This is a genomic window from Bradyrhizobium sp. UFLA06-06 (assembly GCF_054820065.1).
Window position 1 is genome coordinate 203,004 of record NZ_JADFUD010000005.1, and the last position, 20,923, is coordinate 223,926.

Sequence of the window (20,923 nt, forward strand, 5' to 3'; positions counted from 1 at the left end):
CCTGTCGATACTCTTTGGCGATGCGCTACCAGCGCACGAGCGCCGAGCCCCAGGTGAAGCCGCCGCCCATCGCCTCGAACAGCACCAGATCGCCCTTCTTGACGCGCCCGTCCTTCACGGCGACCGACAGCGCGAGCGGGATCGAGGCCGCCGACGTGTTGCCGTGCTTGTCGACCGTCAAGACCACCTTCTGCGGCGCAATATGAAGCTTGTGCGCCGACGCATCGATGATTCGCTTGTTGGCCTGGTGCGGAATGAACCAGGTGATGTCCTCGGCGGTGAAGCCGGTGGCGTTGAAGGCGTCGACGATCACGTCGGTGATCATGCCGACGGCGTGCTTGAACACCTCGCGGCCCTCCATCCGGAGATGCCCGACCGTCCGGGTCGAGCCGGGCCCGCCATCGACGAACAGCTTGGCCTTGTGGCGGCCGTCGGAGCGCAGATGCGTCGTCAACACGCCGCGGTCGCTGGTGGTGCCGGAATGCTGCTGCGCCTCCAGGACGACCGCGCCGGCGCCGTCGCCGAACAGCACGCAGGTGCCGCGGTCGTTCCAGTCGAGGATGCGCGAGAAGGTTTCGGCACCGATCACCAGCGCCCGCTTGTGGGTGCCGGCGCGCAGGAAATTATCGGCGGTGGCCAGCGCGAAGACGAAGCCGGAACAGACCGCCTGCAGGTCGAACGCGACGCCATGGTTGATGCCGAGCCCGTGCTGGACGGCGACCGCGGTGGCGGGAAAGGTGTTGTCGGGCGTCGAGGTCGCGAGCACGATCAGGTCGATCGACTGCGCATCGACTTGCGCATGGGCGAGCGCGGCCTGCGCCGCCTTGATCGCCAGATGCGAGGTGAATTCGTCGTCGGCCGCGATGTGGCGCTCGCTGATGCCGGTGCGCTGCACGATCCAGTCATCCGACGTGTCGATCCGGCTGGCCAGTTCGGCATTGGTCAAAACCCGCTCCGGCAAATATGAGCCGCAGCCGAGCACTACCGAACGTATAGCAGTCACGAGACAGCCTCCTGCGCGGTCTGCGCCTGCACCAAGGCGCTGCCGTCGCGATTAAGCATCTGATTGATCTTGGTGAGGAGATCGAAGTGGGCCATCTCATAGCCAACATCCACCGCATAGGCAAAGCCTTCCGCGTTGGTGCCGCCATGGCTCTTGACCACCACGCCCTTCAGGCCGAGCAGCAGGCCGCCATTCGACTTGTTGGGATCGAGCTTGTCGCGCAGCTTCTGGAACGCGCCGCGGGCCAGCACATAGCCGATCCGCGCCAGCCAGCTCGATGACATGGCCTCGCGCAGCAGCGTGAACATCTGGCGCGCGGTTCCCTCGGCGGCCTTGAGCGCGATGTTGCCGCTGAAACCTTCCGACACGATGACGTCGGCGAGGCCCTTGCCGATCGCGTCGCCCTCGACGAAGCCGATATAGTTGAACTGGGTCGAGTTCATCGCGCGCAACATCTCGGCCGCCTCGCGGATTTCCCCATGCCCCTTGATCTCCTCGGATCCGATATTGAGCAGGCCGACGGTCGGCCGTTCGAGGTTGAACAGCACGCTCGCCATGGCGCTGCCCATCACCGCCAGCGTCGCCAGATGGCGGGCGTCGCCGCCGATCGTGGCGCCGAGGTCCAGCACGACAGAGTCGCCGCGCAGCGTCGGCCACACCGCCGCAAGCGCCGGGCGGTCGACACCGGGCAGCGTCCGCAGATTGAGGCTGCCCATCGCCATCAGCGCGCCGCTGTTGCCGGCGGAGACCGCGACGTCGGCCTGGCCATGCTTGACGGCGTCGATCGCGAGCCACATCGAGGACGCCCTGCGGGTCCGCCGCAGTGCCTGGCTCGGCTTCTCATCGTTCTTCACGGCGACGTCGGTATGGATCACTTTCGATACCGCCTTCAGCGCCGGATGCTTGGCGAGCTCCGGCTCGATCTGGGCCCGGTCCCCGACCAGCAGGAATTCGCTGTCGGGATGACGGCTTAACGAGATTGCGGCGCCGGGAATGACGACGGAAGCGCCGACATCGCCCCCCATGGCGTCAAGCGCTATTCGAACCTTTTGAGGCATGAACGTCCCGGAAGCCTGCTTTCCCGCAGCCTTCAGACGAAGACCGCGAGCTTGAAGTCACCGCCGTCAACGGCGCGCGGCGAAACACCAACTCGCGTCCCGGCCGGGCCGCGACAATAGCGTGTCCTCGATCCGACACAACCTCTTGACCGCAAATGAGGCAGCTGCCGAACCGTCACGCAACACATCAAAGCATACCAGAAATGCATTGTATTTCAATGTATTGTGACGCTTATTTGAAGTAACTGGGAACACCGCTCGCGCAAGCTTGCAGGCAAGCCATCCCCGCAAATGTGGCGCCGGCTACCCTCAATTCCCCTTGGGCTTCTTGCCGTCCGGCTTTTCCTTCAGCGCCTTCAGGGCCGCGAAAGGATGATTTTCCGGGTCAGGCACATCAACCTTCTGTTCAAAGACCGCATCCACCTTGCGCGGATACGGGTCTATGCCGAGAAACAGCGCATCGGTGGCGAGCCGGCCGATGTCGATGAAGCCGCCGACGATCGGCTCCGGCGGGTCCGGCGTTTCCTCATCGCTGTCGTCGGCGTCGTCGACCAGGTCGGCCATTTGCGGAATCTGCGCGGGCGGCGCGAACACCACATCGATCGGCTCATCGACCTCGTTCTCGATCGGATCGAGCGTCACCACGCAGGTCTGCCCGACCCTGGCCTTAACTCTGCCGGTGACGTGGTAGCTGCCGTCGCGCTTGGGCTGCAGGTCGAACTCTGCATGCGCGGAGACGACCTCCCGCAACTCGGCAACTTCGGCCATCGCCTTGCGCACCGGCTCGTCGGCCGCGATCTCGCGATGCAGGCCGGTCTCCGGTATCTGCGCGACATTGACGAGGACCCGCCAGGGGTCGCGGTCGCGCCGTGCATCGGGCTGCCCTGTGGTGCCGCCGCTCATGCCGCCGTCCCCGCAGCCTGTGGTACCGGAAAGCGCCACGCGCCCTTGGCCAACGCCGCGAGATCGGCGCGCGCCAGCTCTTCGATCGCCTCCCGGGCGTAGGCGGCGAGCTCGCGGGCCTTGTCGAAATTCTGACCGTTGAGGATGTTCTTGCAGAACGACTCGGCCAAAGCCGCCTCGCTGTCGGTCAGCGCCAGATCATAGGCCGCGGTGCGGCCGTAGAAGGCCTCGCCGAAGGCCTGCATGCGCTTCGGCACCGTGAGGTCGCCGACGCCCATTTCGCGCAGATTGTCGTCCATATCGATGCAGAAATGATCGAACAGGGCCTGGGACAGCCCCACGCCGCCCTCGACGGATTTGAGGCGCCGCAGCACCAGCCACAGATGCATCAGAAGCAGGTCAAAACGGCCGTTAACCGTGTCCGGAACGCCCAAGTCACGGTAAAACAACGGTTCTCGCGCCTGCGTCACGATCATGCCATAGATGGTCTCAATGGTGCTGCGCGCGGGCACCCGGGGTCTTCTGAAGTGATTGAACGGCCAAAGCATGACGGGTTCCGGCTGCCGGTCCCCAAAGGGTCGCCTGTTGAGAGGTCGCCCATTGGAGCTCGGCATGATTGCAATCCATTGAGCTGCCCGGTACGTCAATGCCTCGGCCGATGCAAGGGGACGGATCAGTTCCGCCGATGAACCACACTCTTTCACGACAGTCTCGCGCCGCTTCCGCGCGCGGGTTCTTTTCGCGTCTCCGCGCCGTCGCGGCGATTGGCCTCGTCTGCGCCGCACTCGGCGGCTGCGCCGGCGAACAATTCCAGAAGGGCTACATCCTGCCGGAAGGGGCGCTCGAGCAAATCCCGATCGGCGCGAGCCAGGACCAGGTGCTCATCGTCCTCGGCACGCCCTCGACGGTCGCAACGCTGGACGGCGAGGTGTTTTATTACATCTCGCAGCGGACCTCTCGCCCGGTCGCCTTCATGAATCAGCGGGTGATCGACCAGCGCGTGATCGCGGTCTATTTCGACAAGAACCGGCAAGTGCGCCGGCTCGCCAATTACGGCCTGAAGGACGGCAAGATCTTCGACTTCGTCAGCCGGTCCACGCCGACGTCGGGCCAGGAAATGTCCTACCTGACACCGCTCTTCAAGCTGCTGAGCTTCAACTAGAGCGAAGTGGACTCCGGTTCGCGTGAAGAAACGCGTCAAACCGGAGTCCAGAGCTTAAGCCGCTGCGCCAAGTTGTCGCTTGCCCGAGGGGCAAGCGGTCCCCTAGTTTGCTCGCAAACAAAAGCCTGAGCAGGGGGTAAGCGCATGAGAGCCAAGAGATTTTCCCGTCGTACGGTATTGTCGGGCACAGCAGCAATGACGGCCGCGTCGATCCTGCCGCGCACAAGCCTCGGCGCCGGCGACTGGCGGCCGACCGAGACCGTCCGCATCATCGTGCCGGCGGCGGCGGGCGGCTCGACCGACGTGATGGGGCGGCTGCTCGCGGCGCATTTGCAGCCGCTCTGGGGCCAGTCGGTGGTGGTGGAGAATCGCTCCGGCGCCGGCGGCACCATCGGCACATCCGAGGTCGCGCGCGCCAAGGGCGACGGCCACACCATCCTGATCGGCAATCCCGGCCCCAACGCGATCGCCTACAGCATCTTCCGCAACCTGACCTACAAGGCCGACCAGTTGCAGCCGGTCTCCAACATGATCCGGATCCCGAACATCGTGTCGGCGCATCCGTCGACCGGCCTCAAATCGATCCCCGAATTGATCGCCTTCCTGAAGCAGAACCCCGACAAGCTTACCTACGGCTCGTCCGGCACCGGACAGAGCCCTCACCTCACCGGCGCCTGGTTCCTGCAACTCACCGGGCTGAAGATGACGCACGTGCCGTTCCGCGGCGCCGGTCCCGCATTGCAGGCGGGGCTCGCCGGCGACATCCAGATCCTGTTCGACAATCTCTATCCGTCGCTGCCGCAGGTGCAGGACGGCAAGCTCAACGGCCTCTGTGTCACCACGCCGGAGCGCAGCGATTCCGCACCGAACCTGCCGACGATGCGCGAGGGCGCGCCGGAACTGGCAAAGTTCGACGTCTCGTCCTGGTTTGGCGTGTTCCTGCCGAAGACCGCGACTGCCCCGGTGCTCGACGAGCTGAACCGCCAGGTCAAGGCGCTGCTGGAGCGCGACGACGTCAAGAAGAACATCGCCGGCATGGGCGCGCGCGCCGACTACGGCACGCCCCAGCAATTCTCAGACTTTGTCGATGCCGAGACGAAGAAATTTGCCGCGATCATCGAGAAGGAAGGCTTGCAGATGGAGGTGAAATAGCCTCCGAACAAAGCTCGCGCCGCGCGCTTCGCGTCATCCTGAGAGCCTGACCGAAAATGAAATCGAGTCATTTCTACATCTTGCGGCGGGCATCATCGGAACAGAAACCTCGGATCGCTGTTGCGAAAGCGCTTAATTCGTAGAGGATTCCGATCGGGAGGAATCTATTACCTCCTAAGAGCCCGGCACCGCGTCCCTTGGTTTTCAAAGACTTATTTTGAGTCAGACTCTGAGGAGCCGCGCGCTTGCGCGGCGTCTCGAAGGATGGCCGCATGCACCGCCTCTCATCCTTCGAGGCTCGCTCCGCTCGCACCTCCAGCGACAAAGGCGAAGCCTTTGCGCGGGGATGACGACTGCTGAGCTGTAAGGCGGATCGGCCGACCGCGTCCGCCGTAGCTCAACGAGCGAAGGCAGAAGGCGTAATCCGCCGCCGCGGTTAGACCTGTCGGTGGATTACGCTTCGCTAATCCACCCTACGATTCTGTCCCAGTCCGCAGCTCGGTGCGGCTACGACGACTTGTTGATCTTCTTGACCTTGGCGTCGGTTGCTTCAATCGACATCGCCAGTTCCATGATCGCCTTCGAGAGCAGTTCGATGGCCTCCTTCTGATCCTGTGACTTGGAAGCGCGGAGCGCGTAGTTCCGTGCGGATGAGAGCGACATCGATTGATCTCCGTGTTGTTCGCGTCTGGTTCTCGGCGGATATCGTTGGCGGAAAGTCGATCAGTTCGGCAAGCACGCCGAACCAAGCCCATGCAGAAATAAAAATCCCGCGGCTCGCACCGCGGGATTTTGCGCTTCAGTCGTGTCGCGCCGCTCAGTGCGCCAGGATAGCCAGCAGCAGCAGCGCCACGATGTTGGTGATCTTGATCATCGGGTTCACCGCCGGGCCCGCCGTGTCCTTGTAGGGATCGCCGACGGTATCGCCGGTCACCGCGGACTTGTGGGCGTCAGAGCCCTTGCCGCCATAGTGGCCGTCCTCGATGTACTTCTTGGCGTTGTCCCATGCACCGCCGCCCGAGGTCATCGAGATCGCGACGAACAGACCGGTGACGATGACACCGAGCAGCATGGCGCCGACCGCGGAGAAAGCCGCCGACTTGCCGGCTGCGCCACCGCCCGCGATCGCGTAGATCAGGAAGTAGACCACGATCGGCGACAGCACCGGCAGCAGCGACGGGATGATCATCTCCTTGATCGCCGCCCGGGTCAGCAGGTCGACCGCCTTGCCGTAGTCGGGCTTGTCGGTGCCCTGCATGATGCCGGGCTTCTCGCGGAACTGACGGCGCACCTCCTCGACGATCGCACCGGCGGCGCGACCGACTGCGGTCATGCCCATCGCACCGAACAGATACGGCAGCAGGCCGCCGAACAGCAGGCCGACCACGACGTAAGGATTGTTCAGGGAGAAGTCCGGGTTGACGCCCTTGAAGTAGGCATGGGCGTTGGCGTCGCTGATGAAGAATTTGAGGTCCTGGTTATAGGCCGCAAACAGCACCAGCGCGCCGAGACCGGCGGAGCCGATCGCGTAGCCCTTGGTCACCGCCTTGGTGGTATTGCCGACCGCGTCGAGCGCGTCGGTCGACTTGCGCACTTCCTTGGGCAGCCCGGCCATCTCGGCAATGCCGCCGGCGTTGTCGGTGACCGGCCCGAACGCGTCGAGCGCGACGATCATGCCGGCCAGCGCCAGCATGGTGGCGGTCGCAATCGCGATGCCGAACAGGCCGGCCAGGCTGTAGGTGACCAGGATGCCGGCGATGATCACGATCGCGGGCAGCGCGGTCGCTTCCATCGAGACCGCGAGACCCTGGATCACGTTGGTGCCGTGACCGGTGACCGAGGCTGAGGCGATCGACTTCACCGGGCGGTAGTCGGTGCCGGTGTAGTATTCGGTGATCCAGATGATCAGGCCGGTGACGACGAGACCGACCACGCCGCACCAGAACAGCGCCATGCCGGTATAGTCGACGCCGTCGAGCTTGCCGAAGCCGACCAGCCAATTGATCACGAGCGCGACGCCGACCAGCGACAGGATGCCGGTGGCGATCAGGCCCTTGTAGAGGGCGCCCATGATGGACTGGCTGGCACCGAGCTTGACGAAGAAGGTGCCGATGATCGAGGTGATGATGCAGATACCGCCGATCGCGAGCGGCAGCGTCATCATGTTCACCAGGATCGGCGTCTTGGCGAAGAAGATCGCCGCGAGCACCATGGTGGCGACCGCGGTCACCGCATAGGTCTCGAACAGGTCCGCCGCCATGCCGGCGCAGTCGCCGACGTTGTCGCCGACGTTGTCGGCGATGGTGGCCGGGTTACGCGGATCGTCCTCGGGGATGCCGGCCTCGACCTTGCCAACGAGGTCGCCGCCGACGTCCGCACCCTTGGTGAAGATGCCGCCGCCGAGACGGGCGAAGATCGAGATCAGCGAGGCGCCGAAGCCGAGCGCCACCATGGCGTCGACCACGGTGCGGCTGCCCGCTTCCAGACCCATGAACTTGACCAGCACCATGAAGTAGATGGTGACGCCGAGCAGCGCGAGACCGGCAACCAGCATGCCGGTGATCGCGCCCGCCTTGAAGGCGAGCTCGAGGCCGCCGGCGAGCGAGGTGGTTGCCGCCTGCGCGGTGCGGACGTTGGCGCGCACCGAGACGTTCATGCCGATGAAGCCGGCAGCCCCCGACAAGATGGCGCCGACCGCAAAGCCGATCGCCACGAGCAGGCCCAGGAAGTAGGCCAGCACCACGAAGATCACGATACCGACCATGCCGATCGTAGTGTACTGCCGCCGCAGATAGGCCTGTGCGCCCTCGCGCACCGCGGCCGCGATTTCCTGCATGCGGGCATTGCCCGCATCCGCGTTCAAGACCGACTGCGTCGCCCAGATCGCGTAGACGATGGAAAGCGCCCCGCAGAGCACAATCAACCATAAAGCTGTCATGTTGCCTCAGATCCTTGATGTAACCCCCGCGCCTTCTTGTGCCGCTAGGGGGCGGCAGGCGCTTATTTTGCGAGGACAATCCTCCCCAAAAACGGATTGCCTCAAATCGGGCGCGACCTTGCCAAAATCGTTACCGGTGTGCAACGCCACCTGTGGCCGAAAACGCCGATATCGGCAGCTATTTAGAAGGAGAATCGGCGCCATCAGGCGCGGGAAGTCTAGCGCTGCTTCCGTTCCGACGCGTTTTCCTGTGCCCACTCCGCTCGGAAACGCTCTAGAAATGGCTGTAGGACAGCCGCTTCAACTTCAGTTCCCGACCCTGCCCGTCAAGGAAGCTTGGTGGCGACAAGCCTGCGATCAGGCCGCCGATTGCGGTTACCGCGACCCTGGCCTGCCGTGCGTCGCGCAGAAACGCGTCGACATGATCGCTCGGGACCGCGCACAAGAGCTCGTAATCATCACCGCCGGCCACCAAGGTCTCGATATCAATCGCCTTGCGCGCGAGCAGCCCTGCGGCTGCAGACGACAACGGGACACTCGGCACATTGATCACGGCCGCCACACCACTGGCTGCGCAAAGCTTGGCCAGATCGCCGGCAAGGCCATCGGACACATCCATCGCGGCGCTGGCGTGGGTGCGGACGGCCTTGGCCAACGCGTTGCGCGGCTGCGGAACGCGGTAACGGGCGGCAAGAAAATCCCGCCCGACGACATCGTCCGCCAGAGCCGCGGCGACCGGGCCACCCCGGAGCACATCGAGGCCGAGCGCGGCGTCTCCGATCGTGCCGGTGACGAACACGCGGTCGCCCGCCTGTGCCCCCGCGCGATGCACCATCGTGCCCCGCGGCACCCGGCCGAACGCGGTGATCGAGATCATCAGCGGCCCCGGTGTCGAGACCGTGTCGCCACCGAGCAGCGGGCAGCCGAAATGCGCGGCGTCCTCGCCGAGCGCCCGGGCAAACGGCTTCAGCCAGGCCTCCTCGGCGCCGCGCAGCGCCAGCGTCAGCACGAAGCCCGCCGGCACCGCGCCCTTGGCGGCGATGTCGGAGAGGTTCACCCGCAGCGCCTTGCGCGCCAGCGTATCGGGCGGATCATCGAGAAGGAAGTGCACGCCCTCGACGATGGCGTCCGTGGTGACCACGATGTCCTCGCCATCAGCCCTCAGCGCGGCGGCGTCATCGTCGAGCCCGAACGCACCCGGATCAGTCGCGAGCGGCTTGAAATAGCGCGCGATCAGGGAGTCTTCGCCGGATATCGGTTTGTCGCTCTGCGTCACGATAGCAGCCCCGTCATCCTGAGGTGCGAGCGGAGCGAGCCTCGAAGGATGCACGGCCCCAGCCGGGCCGCCGCCCTTCGAGACGGCCGCTGCGCGGCCTCCTCAGGGTGACGGTCAAGCGATCATATGTCTCCACTCAGCTCCGCACAAACTCGTCGCCGCGGAACTGGCGCGCGATCTGGTCGAGCACGGCGTTGACCATGCCGGTCTCGTCCTTCTCGACGAAGGCGTGCGCGACGTCGACATATTCGGAGACCACCACCCGGCCCGGCACGTCCTTGCGATGCTCGAGCTCGTAGGATCCTGCCCGCAGCACCGCGCGCAGGATGGCGTCGATCCGCTTCAGCGGCCAGCCCTTCGACAGCGCCTCGTCGATCAGCGGATCGAGCCTGGCCTGGTCGCGCACCACGCCGGAGACCACGTCGCGGAAAAACGCGGCTTCCGCCGGCAGGTATTTCTCGCCCTCGACCTCGTTGCCGAGCCAGTGGCTCTCGAACTCGGCGAAGATGTCGTTGATACCGGCGCCGCCAATGTCCATCTGGTAGAGAGCCTGCACCGCCGCGAGCCGTGCCGCACCGCGGCGGTTGGCTTTTCTGTCGGGAGCTTTCGCGGGCTTCTTGTTGTCAGCCATGGTCAGGCCTTTGCCAGGCGGCGTTTGATCCGCAGCATCGCCAGCGCCGCACGCGCCGCGTCGCCGCCCTTGTTCAGTTCGCCGGCACGCGCCCGCGCCCAGGCCTGCGCCTCGGTGTTGACGGTGAGGATGCCGTTGCCGAGCGGGAATTTCCGGCTGACGGCCAAATCCATCAATCCGCGTGAGGACTCCTGCGAGACGATTTCGAAATGGATGGTGTCGCCGCGCACCACGCAGCCGAGCGCGATCGCCGCGTCATAGGGCTTGCCGTTCGCTTCAGCCGCATCGATCGCGATCGCGATCGCCGCCGGAATCTCCAGCGCGCCCGGCACCGTGATCACGTCATGGCTGGCGCCTGCGGCCTTGATCTCGGCAAGCGCGCCTTCCAGCAGCGCATCCTGGATGTCGTCATAAAACCGCGCCTCGACGATCAGCACGCGTGCGCCGGTAATGTCGGTCTGGTCCTTCAGGGGTGCGCGCCGCGCGTCAGCCATTGCAATACCAATCGGAACTTGGGAGGAGTTGTGCAGCGTTTTAGGCGCAGCAGGGGCTAAAGCCAAGGGCAATACTGGCCCGGATGTCACCGCGATCAGCCCGATTTTTCAGGCCGGGTTCGCCTGCAATGCATAGGCCCCGGGACTGGAAATCGCCCCGAAGCGAATAGGCAGATAAGGATGCCTGCCTCGGCCGCAATGCGCGGGCCGAAGCTATTTCATCTCCGACAGCCGCGCCGCGTAGCGGGCCATCAGATCGACCTCGATATTGACCTCGCTGCCGGCCTTCCAGCCGCTCAGGGTCGTGACAGCAAGCGTGTGGGGGATGATCAGCACCGAAAATGTCACGTCGTCGACCGTATTCACGGTCAGCGACACGCCGTCCAGCGTGATCGAACCCTTCGCCGCGATGAAACGCGCCAGTTCGCGGCTGGTTCGCAGCTCGAAGCGCGCCATGTCGGGCAGGTCGTCGCGCTTGACGATGGTGGCGATGCCATCGGCATGCCCGGCCACGATGTGACCGCCGAGTTCGTCGCCGATCTTGAGCGCGCGCTCGAGATTGAGCCGGCCGCCCTGCGCCCAGTGCTTGGCGGTGGTCATGCCGAGCGTCTCGGCCGCCGCATCGACATCGAACCAGGTCTTGCCGTCGGCGGTGCCGGAGGCGACGACGGTGAGGCAGACGCCGTTGCAGGCGATCGAGGCGCCGTCGGCGATCGTGGTCTGATCGTAGTCGCAGGCAATCCGCATCCGGTGCAGTTGCCCCTGCGCGACCTGCTTCAGGCTGGTGATCTCACCGATATCGGTGACAATTCCGGTAAACATTACGCGCGCTCGTAGATCATGAGACTGTCTTTGCCGAGGGTTTCGCTAGCACGAAGCCGGAAGGCGGGCGACTGCGTGATTGCGTCGAGCGGCATTGCGTCCAGCGCGGGAACGCCGTCGGCACCGATCGCATCAGGTCCGCGCAACAGCCAGATTTCATCGACCAAGCCCGCTGCCACGAAAGAATTTGCCACGCGCGATCCGCCCTCGACCAGCAGCCGCGATATCCCCTTCTCCGCCAGCGCATGCAGAACGGACGGCAGATCGAGCCCTTCAGGCGCGCTGGCGGCGACGCGGATCACCTGCGCGCCGGCGGCGCCGAGCTTCACCGCGGCAGGCGCCTCCGCCATGTCGGATGTCAGCACCCAGAGCGGCGTCTCGCGCGCCGAATGCACCAGGCGGCTGTCGCCCGAGATCCGCAGCGCGCGGTCCAGCACCAGGCGCACTGGCGAGCACGCCGCCATCCCCGGCAACCGGCAGGTCAAGAGCGGATCGTCGGCCTTGACCGTGCCGATGCCGACCAGGATCGCATCGCTCTGCGCGCGCAGCAGATGCACCCGGGTCCGCGCGGCCTCGCCTGATATCGCGACCGGCTTGTGGCCGCTGGCGGCGATCTTGTCGTCGACGGACACCGCGAGCTTGAGGATCACATGCGGGCGCTTGTCGCGGATGCGGCGGAAGTGTCCGGCATGGTCGCGCGCGGCCTCCGCCGCGCACAGCCCGACATCGACGGCGATGCCGGCGGCGCGCAGCTTGGCGTGCCCCTGCCCCGCGACTTCCGGATTGGGATCCTCGATCGCCGAGACGACGCGGGCGAGCCCGGCCGCCACCACGGCGTCCGCACAGGGCGGCGAGCGGCCGAAATGCGAGCAGGGTTCGAGCGTCACGTAGAGCGTGGCGCCGCGCGCGGCATCGCCTGCGCGCCGCAGCGCCTCGACCTCGGCATGCGGCCGGCCGCCCGGCTGCGTCCAGCCGCGGCCGACGATCACGCCGTCCTTGACGATGACGGCGCCGACCGCCGGATTGGGCCAGGTGCGCCCGAGCCCGCGCCGGCCAAGCGCCAGCGCCAGCTGCATGAAGCGCAGATCGGCCGCCCTTACCGCTTCCTTGGCCTCTTTGGCCTTCTGCGCGAACTGGTCTTCCAGAATGCGGAAGATCATTTGCGTAGCGTCGCGAGCCGCGGGTCCTCTTCGCCGGTCAACTCGTCGAGCACGGCCTCGAAGTCCTTGGCCTCGCGGAAGTTGCGATAGACCGAGGCGAAGCGCACATAGGCCACGTCGTCGAGCTGGCGCAGATGCTCCATCACGATCTCGCCGATCGCCTCCGAGGAGACCTCGGCCTCGCCGCCGCTTTCGAGCTCGCGCACAATGGTCGACACCATCTTCTCCACCCGCTCGGATTCCACCGGGCGCTTGCGCAAGGAGATCTGCAGCGAGCGCACCAGCTTGTCGCGGTCGAACGGCACGCGGCGGCCGTTGCGCTTGATGACGGTCAGCTCGCGCAGCTGCACCCGCTCGAAGGTCGTGAAGCGGAAGTTGCAGGCCATGCAGACGCGACGCCTGCGAATGACCGCGGAGTCCTCAGTCGGACGCGAGTCCTTGACCTGCGTGTCGAGAGAATTGCAGCTCGGGCAGCGCATCCGACGGGACCTCTACAGCGACCTTTTACTGATAGATCGGGAAGCGATCGGTCAGCGCCTTGACGCGCTCCTTGATCGCGGCCTCGACCAGCGGCGCCTTGCCGTCCGGCGACTGCGCCAGCGCGTTCAGCACTTCGGCGATCATGCCGCCGACCTGCTTGAACTCGGCGACGCCGAAGCCGCGCGTGGTCGCCGCCGGTGTGCCGAGGCGCAGGCCCGAGGTGACGAACGGTTTTTCGGGATCGAACGGGATGCCGTTCTTGTTGCAGGTGATGGCGGCGCGCACCAGCGCCTTCTCGGAGATGTTGCCCTTAAGGCCCTTCGGCCTGAGGTCGACCAGCATCAGATGGTTGTCGGTGCCGCCGGAGACGATGTCGAGGCCATGGCCGCGCAGCGTCTCCGCCAGCGCCTTGGCGTTCTCGACCACGTTCCTGGCGTAGACCTTGAAATCCGGCCGCAGCGCTTCGGCGAACGCCACCGCCTTGGCGGCGATGACGTGCATCAGCGGACCGCCCTGCAGGCCCGGGAAGATCGCCGAGTTCAGCTTCTTGGCCAGCGTCTCGTCATTGGTGAGGATCAGGCCGCCGCGCGGGCCGCGCAGCGACTTGTGCGTCGTCGTGGTGGTGACGTGGGCGTGCGGCACCGGCGAGGCATGTACGCCGCCGGCGACGAGGCCCGCGAAATGCGCCATGTCGACCAACAGATACGCGCCGACCGAGTCCGCGATCTCGCGGAAACGCTTGAAGTCCCAGGCGCGCGAATAGGCCGAGCCGCCGGCGATGATCAGCTTCGGCTTGACCTGCTCGGCCTGCTTCTGCACCGCGTCCATGTCGATGATCTGGTCCTCGCGGCGCACGGTGTAGTGCGCGGCCTTGAACCACTTGCCGGACATGTTGACCGGCGAGCCGTGGGTGAGATGGCCGCCGGCCGCGAGGTCGAGGCCCATGAAGGTGTCGCCGGGCTGCAGCAGCGCCAGAAACGCCGCCTGGTTCATCTGGCTGCCGGAGTTCGGCTGGACGTTGGCGAAGCCGGCGCCGAACAGCTTCTTGGCACGCTCGATCGCCAGCGTCTCGGCGACGTCGACCCACTCGCAACCGCCGTAGTAGCGCGCGCCCGGATAACCCTCCGCGTATTTGTTGGTCATCACCGAGCCCTGCGCCTCCAGCACGGCGCGGCTGACGATGTTTTCGGAGGCGATCAGCTCGATCTCATGACGCTGCCGGCCGAGCTCGCCCTTGATCGCGGCGGCGATCTCGGGATCGGCCTCGGCGAGGGTCGCCGTGAAGAAGGAATCGGGCGCGGAAGCGGTCTTGGTGGATGAGGTCATCGGCGAAATATCTCCACCGCCGCAAGCCTTTAGGCGGGATGCGGACGGTCACGAGTGGCGGTCGAAGCTGGTTTCAGAGCGTTATCACATCGCCCCAAAATGGCCAAGCGGTTGCGGTCCCTGCCGGTCAATTATGCCAGATATGGTGGGGATGGCGGGGATTGCCAGCCGGCGGGGTGGCCGCCCCCGCCACCCGGTTCCAGCCGCCCGGCGAGCACGGCTGAGGCGGCCGCCGAATGGAACGTGACGCCCCCCTTCCCGTCCGCGCGGGGCTAACGGACAAGACGACCAGCACCTCGAGGTTTTGCAAGCGCTGCTCGTGCAACCACGCGACATCGAACTCGCTTGATCGCGACAGACTCGCCTGATCGCGACGCGCGCGATCGCGATGCATTGACTCACGAGACGACGAGACGATTTTTGAATCGTTCGATTTTTGAATCGTTCAACACTGGATCGATTCAAAGCTCGCACGCGATGCGTGCAATTGCGCGTCATGAGCCGTTGTCTCCCGGTCACACAGCCAAGCTTTGCGCGCAACTTCGACAGCTTCTAACCGCGTGCAGGCTGCTCGCGAAAATCACCGTGATAACGACTCGCTCAAGATTTTTTTACGGAGCGTGGATTAAATGTCGTGCAGGTGGATTCGGCCGCAGCGGTTTGCCGCTTCGGCTGTCGCGGTGCTTTCGGTTGTCGGCGCGGACGATGTCTTCGCCCAGACGCAATTGCCGTCCGTGACCGTCGAAGCGCCGCAGCGGCAAGCGGCGCGATCGCAGCAGCCCTCGCAACGAACCGCACGCCCGCGCAGCGCCTCGCGCCGCGCGACGGCCGCCCCAGTGGGCGCGCAGCCGCAGGTCGCTCAGCAAGCCGCGGGCGCCGGCGGCGGGCACGAACGCGCCAACGGCCCGGTCACCGGCTATCTGGCGCGGCTGAGCGCCAGCGGCACCAAGACCAGCACGCCGATCATCCAGACGCCGCAATCGGTGTCCGTCATCAGCGCCGAGCAGATCCGCGACCAGAAGATCGTCAGCAAGTTCGACGAGGTGCTGCGTTACACGCCGGGCGTCATCGGCGGCACCTACGGCGCCGATTTCCGCAACGACTGGTTCATGATCCGCGGCTTCCCCGCGCAGAACGAGTCGCTGTTCCTCGACGGCCTGCAGCTGTTCTACACCTCCTATGCGAGCTGGAAGCTTCAGCCCTTCAATCTCGAGCGCGTCGAGGTGCTGCGCGGTCCGTCCGGCATCCTGTATGGCGGCTCGGCGCCGGGCGGCCTCGTTAACGCGGTGAGCAAGCTGCCGCAGGCGGAGCCCATTCGCTACATCGAGACCGGCGTCAACAATTTCGGCAACGCCTATACCCAGTTCGACATCGGCGGCGCGACGGCGCAGCCCGGCAATGGCCAGGTGCAGTACCGCCTGGTCGGCCAGGCCCAGGGCGGCGGCACCCAGACCGACTATGTCTACGACAACAACTTCTTCTTTGCCCCCTCGGTGACCTGGCGGCCCGATGCCGACACCAGCCTCACCGTGTTCGGCATGGCCTCGCACAGCAACACCCGCGCGCTGAACTTCCTGCCCTATGTCGGCACCGTCACCAACGCGCCGTTCGGCCGGATTCCGACCAGCCTGTTCGTCGGCGATCCCAGCGCCGACCAGTTCCGCCGCGACCAGCAGATGGTCGGCTACCAGTTCCAGAAGAGCGTGACTGACAGCGTCGATTTCCGCCAGAACGCGCGCATGGCGCATGTCGACGTCTATTATGCCGGCCTCTATGGACTCGGCTACGCGACGACGCCGGCCGCCGCCGACATCACCCGCGGCAATTTCTACACCCGCGGCATCGCCACCCAGCTCAACCTCGACAATCAGCTCGAATACCGCTTCACCACCGGCGCGCTGCAGCACACCGCGCTGGTCGGCGTCGATCTGAAATATTACGGCATCGACGACCGCCAGGGTTTTGGCATGGGCACCAATCTCAACGTGCTCAATCCGGTCTATGGCACCAACCTGCCGTACAGCGGCCCGCTCTATCAGAACGGCTATCTCGCCCAGGGCATGGCCGGCCTCTATCTGCAGGATCAGGTCAAGCTCGACCGCCTGACGGTCGTGCTGTCCGGACGCCAGGACTGGGTCGATCTCACCAACAACAACCGGATCGGCGCGTCCCAGGGCCGCGACGACAGCAAGTTCTCCGGCCGTGTCGGCGCGATCTACAATTTCGACAGCGGCGTTGCGCCCTACGTCTCCTACATGACGGGCTACAATCCGGTCATCGGCACCACCGCGGCCGGCCAATTGCTGCTGCCGGAAACCTCCGAGCAGACCGAGGTCGGCGTCAAGTACGAGCCGGTCGGGCTCAACGCGCGGTTCGGCGTCGCGTATTTCGACCTCAAGCGCGAGAACGCGCTGACAACAGATCCGAACAACCCGCTGTTCCAGACCCAGAACGGCGAAGTCACCTCGCGCGGCGTCGAGCTCGAGGCGGTCGCGAACATCACGCCCGATTTCAAGCTGGTGGCGAGCTACACCAATTACGAGCTGTTCGTCAGCAAGGACCTCAATCCTGCGCTGATCGGCACCGTGCCGACCAACGCGCCGCGGCAGCTCGCATCAGCGTGGACCGACTACACCTTCCGCGATGGCCCGCTCACGGGCTTCGGCTTCGGCGGCGGTGTGCGCTATGTCGGCTCGTCCTTTGCCGACACCGCGAACACCGCACGCGTCCCGGGAGTCGTGCTGGGCGACCTCGCCTTGCATTACGAATGGGACAACAACTGGCGCGCGGCGCTCAATGTCGTGAACGTCACCGACAAGATCTACGTCGCGAGCTGCGCGACCATCAGCTCCTGCTACTACGGCGATCGCCGCCGCATCACGGCGAGCCTCGCCTACAAATGGTGAGCTGAACTTTCCGTTCACGGAAAATCCTGCGACAGCGAGGCGGCATTCGGCTGCCTCGCTTTTTTCGCCGTCGTCAGGGTGGTGTCAGCTTGTCGCGCTAGGTTTCGCGTCGCGGCGATATTTGCCGTGCCCAGACTGGCCCGCTCCGAAATGCGAGCCCCGGAGCGGGCCTTTTACGGTCTGGTCGCATCCTAATCCTCGTTGGCCTTGAACCGCCCGAGCCCCTTGAGCACGAACGGCGCCAGCAGCGCGATCAGCGCGATGCCGAGCAGCGTCGCCGACATCGGGCTTTGCAGCAGCACCATGGGATCGCCGAGGCTAATCGCGAGCGCGCGGCGCAGCTGGCTTTCGGCGATCGGCCCGAGGATCAGCCCGATCACGACGGGCGCGATCGGGAAGTCGAACCGGCGCATCAGAAAGCCCATCACGCCGAACGCCGCCAGCATCGACAGCTCGACGACCGACGGCTTCGCCGCGATCGTGCCCATGGTCGCGAACACCAGGATGCCGGCATAGAGCCAGGGCTGCGGAATCGCCAGCAGCCGCACCCAGAGCCCGACCAGCGGCAGATTGAGTACCAGCAGCATGCCGTTGGCGATGAACAGGCTCGCGATCAGGCCCCACACCAGGTCGGGCCGCTCCGCGAACAACAGCGGCCCCGGGTTGAGGCCGTATTGCTGGAAGCCCGCCAGCATCATTGCGGCCGTTGCCGAGGTCGGCAGCCCGAGCGTCAACAGCGGCACCAGCGTGCCGGCGGCGGACGCGTTGTTCGCCGCTTCCGGCCCTGCGACGCCTTCGATCGCGCCCTTGCCGAATTCCTCGGGATGTTTGGTCAGCCGCCGCTCGGTGGAATAGGACAGGAATGTCGGGATCTCCGCCCCGCCGGCCGGCAGCGCCCCGATCGGAAAACCGAACATCGTGCCGCGCAGCCACGGCTTCCACGACCGCCGCCAGTCCTCCCGCGTCATCCACAGCGAGCCGCGCACCGGCTCGAGCTTCTCCTCGGCGTGATGACGGCGCGAGGCGACATAGAGCGCCTCGCCGACCGCGAACAGGCCGACCGCGAGCGTCGTCACCTCGACGCCGTCGAGCAGCTCGGGGATGCCGAAGGCAAGCCGCGCCTGACCGGTCAGCTTGTCGATGCCGACCAGCCCGAGCGTGAGGCCGATGAACAGGCTGGTGAGGCCGCGGACCGGCGAGTCGCCGAAGGTTGCCGACACCGTGACGAAGGCGACGCACATCAGCGCGAAGTAATCCTCCGGCCCGAAGCGCACCGCGAAATCGACCAGCCATGGCGCGAGGAATGCGAGGCCGATGGTGGCGATGGTGCCGGCCACGAACGAGCCGATCGCCGAGGTCGCCAGCGCCGGACCGCCGCGGCCGGCCTTGGCCATCTTGTTGCCCTCGAGCGCGGTCGCCATCGACGCGCTCTCGCCCGGCGTATTGATCAGGATCGCGGTGGTCGATCCGCCATACATGCCGCCGTAATAGATGCCGGCGAACATGATCAGCGAGCCGCCGGGATCGAGCTTGTACGTCACCGGCAGCAGCAGCGCGACCGTCAGCGCCGGACCGATGCCCGGCAACACGCCGACCGCGGTGCCCAGGAACACGCCGATCAGGGCGTAGAGCAGGTTCATCGGCTGCATGGCGACCGCCATGCCGTGCGCCAGCGCGGCGAAAGTATCCATCACAGCAGTCGCTCCAGCGGGCCGGCGGGAAGGCTCAGCGTCAACAGCTTGTCGAACGCGAGATAAATCAGCGTCGTGATCACGAGCGCGATGGCGGTGTCGGCCAGCACGGCGCGCCGGCCGAACGCCGCCGACGTGGTGACGAACAGCGCCGAGGTCGCGAGGATGAAGCCGCCGCCAAGGCCGATGATGGCGATCAGGAGCGCCAGGCCGCCGATGATCAGCCACACCGGTTTCGGATCCATGCTCTCGCGCGGCGGCAGGTTGCCGCGCAGCGCATCGATCAGATTGCCGACGGCGAGGATGACAAGGCCGATCGCAATGACGACCGGCATCGCCTCCGGCCCCATGCCGTACATCGTGGTCGACGGCAGCTTGCTGGCGTCCCACACCAGCACCGCGGCAAGCCCGGCAAGCGCGGCCGCGATGACCACGCCGGCGCGATCGACGCGCCGCGCCGGCGCGGGCGCGAGATTTTCAGACGCCGCGTCCGGCGTCATGACTTCACGAGGCCGACGGACTTCAGCACCTCGGTCACGCGCGCGGTCTCCTTCTTCAGGAAATCCGCGAAGGCGTCGCCGCCGAGATAGGCGTCATCCCAGCCCTTCTGCTTCAGGATCTCCTTCCAGGCATCGGACTTCACCATCTTCTCGACCGCATCGCTCAGCACCTTGCGCTGCTCCGGCGTGATGCCGGGCGGTGCGACCACCGAGCGCCAATTGGCCAGCACGAGATCGATGCCCTGCTCCTTGAAGGTCGGGATGTCGACGCCGGGCAGACGGTTCGCCGACGTCACGCCGAGCGCGCGCAACTTGCCGGCCTTGATCTGGCCTTCATATTCGCTGAGGCCGGAAATGCCGGCCGTGACCTTGCCGCCGAGAATGGCCGCGAGCGACTCGCCGCCGCCCGAGAACGGAATGTAGTTGATCTTCTTGGCGTCGGCGCCGACCGTGCCCGCGAACAGCGCCGCCATCACATGGTCGACGCCGCCGGCCGAGCCGCCGGCAAAGGTCACCTTGGCGATATCGGCCTTCACCGCGGCGGCGAGATCCTGCGCCGTCTTGATCGGCGAGTTCGCCGGCACCACGATGACCTGGGTCTCCTCGGTGAGGCGCGCAATCGGCGTCACCTGATCCAGCGTCACCGGTGACTTGTTCATGGCGAGCGCGCCCACCATGACGAAGCCGTTCACCATCATCTGGTTGCCGTCGCCCTTGGCGCCGTTGACGAACTGCGCGATGCCGACGCTGCCGCCGGCGCCGGGAACGTTGGTGACCTGGACGCTGCGCGCGACACCGGAGGCGACCAGCGCCTGCTGCATCGAGCGCGCCGTCTGATCCCAGCCGCCGCCGGGCGCCGCCGGCGCCATCAGCTTGAGCTCGAGCTGCTGCGCGGGCGCCGGACCGCTCGCCCCAAGCAACAGCGCGACGACCGCGCCGACCAGGCGCATGTGGGACGGGATCATGGGGCTTCCTCCTGAATTGTCGGAAAGCAGCCTGCCGATCGCCGGCTGCATCCGGTCACGTGATCGCATCGCCACTCGGACAGCGCGGTCCCTTCGGTCAGGAATCGCTCGCCGATCTCGCGTCTGCGTGTCCCTAGCGACCATTCGCCACAGCCTTCGGCAAGCCGCAGGGCACGGCTAGTCAGTGCTGCAAATCGCCGCACCATCGCCGGTCATTTTTCGCTTGCTTTGATTCGGAGCGGGCCGCGCCTGTTTCAAATACGATCGCGCCAGCACGACCTGGAAGCCGGAGAACAAGTAGCACCGACGTCCCGCCTGCTCACTGAGGGCAGACAGGACGCTGCGGCAGATCACTCACGGGATGGTGGCGCTGTCGAAGCTCGCCCGAAACGCATCAGGTAATGCGCCAAACAACGAAATGGCCCCAGCACCTTTGGGGGCCTGGAGGCCGGTGCT

General features: G+C 65.8%; 19 protein-coding genes. 3 read left to right on the forward strand and 16 right to left on the reverse strand.

Annotated elements, in window-relative coordinates; all coding sequences use genetic code 11:
- Positions 1–25: 25 nt before the first annotated feature.
- From IF803_RS06565 to IF803_RS06580, 4 genes are all read right to left on the reverse strand, one after another.
- A complete protein-coding gene (locus IF803_RS06565) occupies positions 26–1,003 on the reverse strand; it encodes a beta-ketoacyl-ACP synthase III (protein WP_028340939.1) in 978 nt (325 codons plus the stop codon).
- Entirely contained in the window at positions 1,000–2,061 is a 1,062-nt protein-coding gene (gene plsX, locus IF803_RS06570) for a phosphate acyltransferase PlsX (RefSeq protein WP_028340940.1), read from the reverse strand. Before plsX ends, IF803_RS06565 begins: the two co-directional genes overlap by 4 nt.
- A 309-nt stretch (positions 2,062–2,370) precedes the next feature.
- Complete coding sequence (locus tag IF803_RS06575) at positions 2,371–2,964, reverse strand: YceD family protein (RefSeq protein WP_461191644.1); 594 nt, start codon at positions 2,962–2,964, stop codon at positions 2,371–2,373.
- Complete coding sequence (locus IF803_RS06580; RefSeq protein ID WP_304495610.1) at positions 2,961–3,512, reverse strand: ubiquinol-cytochrome C chaperone family protein; 552 nt, start codon at positions 3,510–3,512, stop codon at positions 2,961–2,963. Before IF803_RS06580 ends, IF803_RS06575 begins: the two co-directional genes overlap by 4 nt.
- A 137-nt stretch (positions 3,513–3,649) precedes the next feature.
- Between IF803_RS06580 and IF803_RS06585 the strand changes: the two genes are divergently transcribed.
- Together IF803_RS06585 and IF803_RS06590 are read left to right on the forward strand one after the other, a co-directional pair.
- Positions 3,650–4,126 (forward strand): outer membrane protein assembly factor BamE, encoded by a 477-nt coding sequence (locus IF803_RS06585; RefSeq protein ID WP_018271914.1) that lies wholly within the window; start codon positions 3,650–3,652, stop codon positions 4,124–4,126.
- Positions 4,127–4,270: 144 nt separating this feature from the next.
- A complete protein-coding gene (locus tag IF803_RS06590) occupies positions 4,271–5,278 on the forward strand; it encodes a Bug family tripartite tricarboxylate transporter substrate binding protein (protein WP_461191645.1) in 1,008 nt (335 codons plus the stop codon).
- Between the two features lie 507 nt (positions 5,279–5,785).
- Here IF803_RS06590 and IF803_RS06595 read toward each other — a convergent pair.
- The 9 genes from IF803_RS06595 to glyA all read right to left on the reverse strand — a co-directional run bounded on the left by IF803_RS06595 (position 5,786) and on the right by glyA (position 14,405).
- A complete protein-coding gene (locus tag IF803_RS06595; protein ID WP_167350400.1) occupies positions 5,786–5,941 on the reverse strand; it encodes a hypothetical protein in 156 nt (51 codons plus the stop codon).
- A gap of 154 nt (positions 5,942–6,095) precedes the next feature.
- On the reverse strand, positions 6,096–8,216 hold the full coding sequence (locus IF803_RS06600; RefSeq protein ID WP_028340944.1) for a sodium-translocating pyrophosphatase: 2,121 nt from the start codon (positions 8,214–8,216) through the stop codon (positions 6,096–6,098).
- A gap of 274 nt (positions 8,217–8,490) precedes the next feature.
- A complete protein-coding gene (thiL, locus tag IF803_RS06605; protein ID WP_461191646.1) occupies positions 8,491–9,492 on the reverse strand; it encodes a thiamine-phosphate kinase in 1,002 nt (333 codons plus the stop codon).
- Positions 9,493–9,628: 136 nt separating this feature from the next.
- Entirely contained in the window at positions 9,629–10,123 is a 495-nt protein-coding gene (nusB, locus tag IF803_RS06610) for a transcription antitermination factor NusB (RefSeq protein ID WP_016844994.1), read from the reverse strand.
- A gap of 2 nt (positions 10,124–10,125) precedes the next feature.
- Positions 10,126–10,617: a 6,7-dimethyl-8-ribityllumazine synthase gene (ribH, locus tag IF803_RS06615; protein WP_461191647.1), complete on the reverse strand. Its 492-nt coding sequence runs from the start codon at positions 10,615–10,617 to the stop codon at positions 10,126–10,128.
- A 213-nt stretch (positions 10,618–10,830) separates the two neighbouring features.
- The gene (locus tag IF803_RS06620; RefSeq protein WP_038385409.1) at positions 10,831–11,439 is read right to left on the reverse strand and encodes a riboflavin synthase; all 609 of its coding nucleotides are present in this window, start codon (positions 11,437–11,439) and stop codon (positions 10,831–10,833) included.
- Positions 11,439–12,599, reverse strand: coding sequence for a bifunctional diaminohydroxyphosphoribosylaminopyrimidine deaminase/5-amino-6-(5-phosphoribosylamino)uracil reductase RibD (gene ribD / locus IF803_RS06625; protein ID WP_461191648.1), 1,161 nt, complete (start codon positions 12,597–12,599; stop codon positions 11,439–11,441). The genes IF803_RS06620 and ribD overlap by 1 nt, the downstream gene beginning before the upstream one ends.
- Positions 12,596–13,078, reverse strand: a complete 483-nt coding sequence (gene nrdR / locus IF803_RS06630; RefSeq protein ID WP_016844999.1) for a transcriptional regulator NrdR — start codon at positions 13,076–13,078, stop codon at positions 12,596–12,598. The genes ribD and nrdR overlap by 4 nt, the downstream gene beginning before the upstream one ends.
- A 25-nt stretch (positions 13,079–13,103) precedes the next feature.
- Entirely contained in the window at positions 13,104–14,405 is a 1,302-nt protein-coding gene (glyA, locus tag IF803_RS06635; RefSeq protein ID WP_028340949.1) for a serine hydroxymethyltransferase, read from the reverse strand.
- Between the two features lie 629 nt (positions 14,406–15,034).
- Here glyA and IF803_RS06640 point away from each other — a divergent pair.
- Positions 15,035–17,311 (forward strand): TonB-dependent siderophore receptor, encoded by a 2,277-nt coding sequence (locus tag IF803_RS06640; protein ID WP_461191649.1) that lies wholly within the window; start codon positions 15,035–15,037, stop codon positions 17,309–17,311.
- A 191-nt stretch (positions 17,312–17,502) separates the two neighbouring features.
- Here the strand turns inward: IF803_RS06640 and IF803_RS06645 are convergent, their stop codons facing one another.
- Genes IF803_RS06645 through IF803_RS06655 form a run of 3 tightly spaced genes read right to left on the reverse strand, consistent with a single transcriptional unit; the run spans position 17,503 to position 20,467 of the window.
- Positions 17,503–19,002 carry a tripartite tricarboxylate transporter permease gene (locus IF803_RS06645; protein WP_411781205.1) on the reverse strand — a complete coding sequence of 500 codons (1,500 nt, stop codon included), beginning with the start codon at positions 19,000–19,002 and terminating at the stop codon, positions 17,503–17,505.
- The gene (locus IF803_RS06650; protein WP_461191650.1) at positions 19,002–19,502 is read right to left on the reverse strand and encodes a tripartite tricarboxylate transporter TctB family protein; all 501 of its coding nucleotides are present in this window, start codon (positions 19,500–19,502) and stop codon (positions 19,002–19,004) included. The genes IF803_RS06645 and IF803_RS06650 overlap by 1 nt, the downstream gene beginning before the upstream one ends.
- Positions 19,499–20,467, reverse strand: coding sequence for a Bug family tripartite tricarboxylate transporter substrate binding protein (locus tag IF803_RS06655; RefSeq protein ID WP_461191651.1), 969 nt, complete (start codon positions 20,465–20,467; stop codon positions 19,499–19,501). The genes IF803_RS06650 and IF803_RS06655 overlap by 4 nt, the downstream gene beginning before the upstream one ends.
- Between the last annotated feature and the right edge of the window lie 456 nt (positions 20,468–20,923).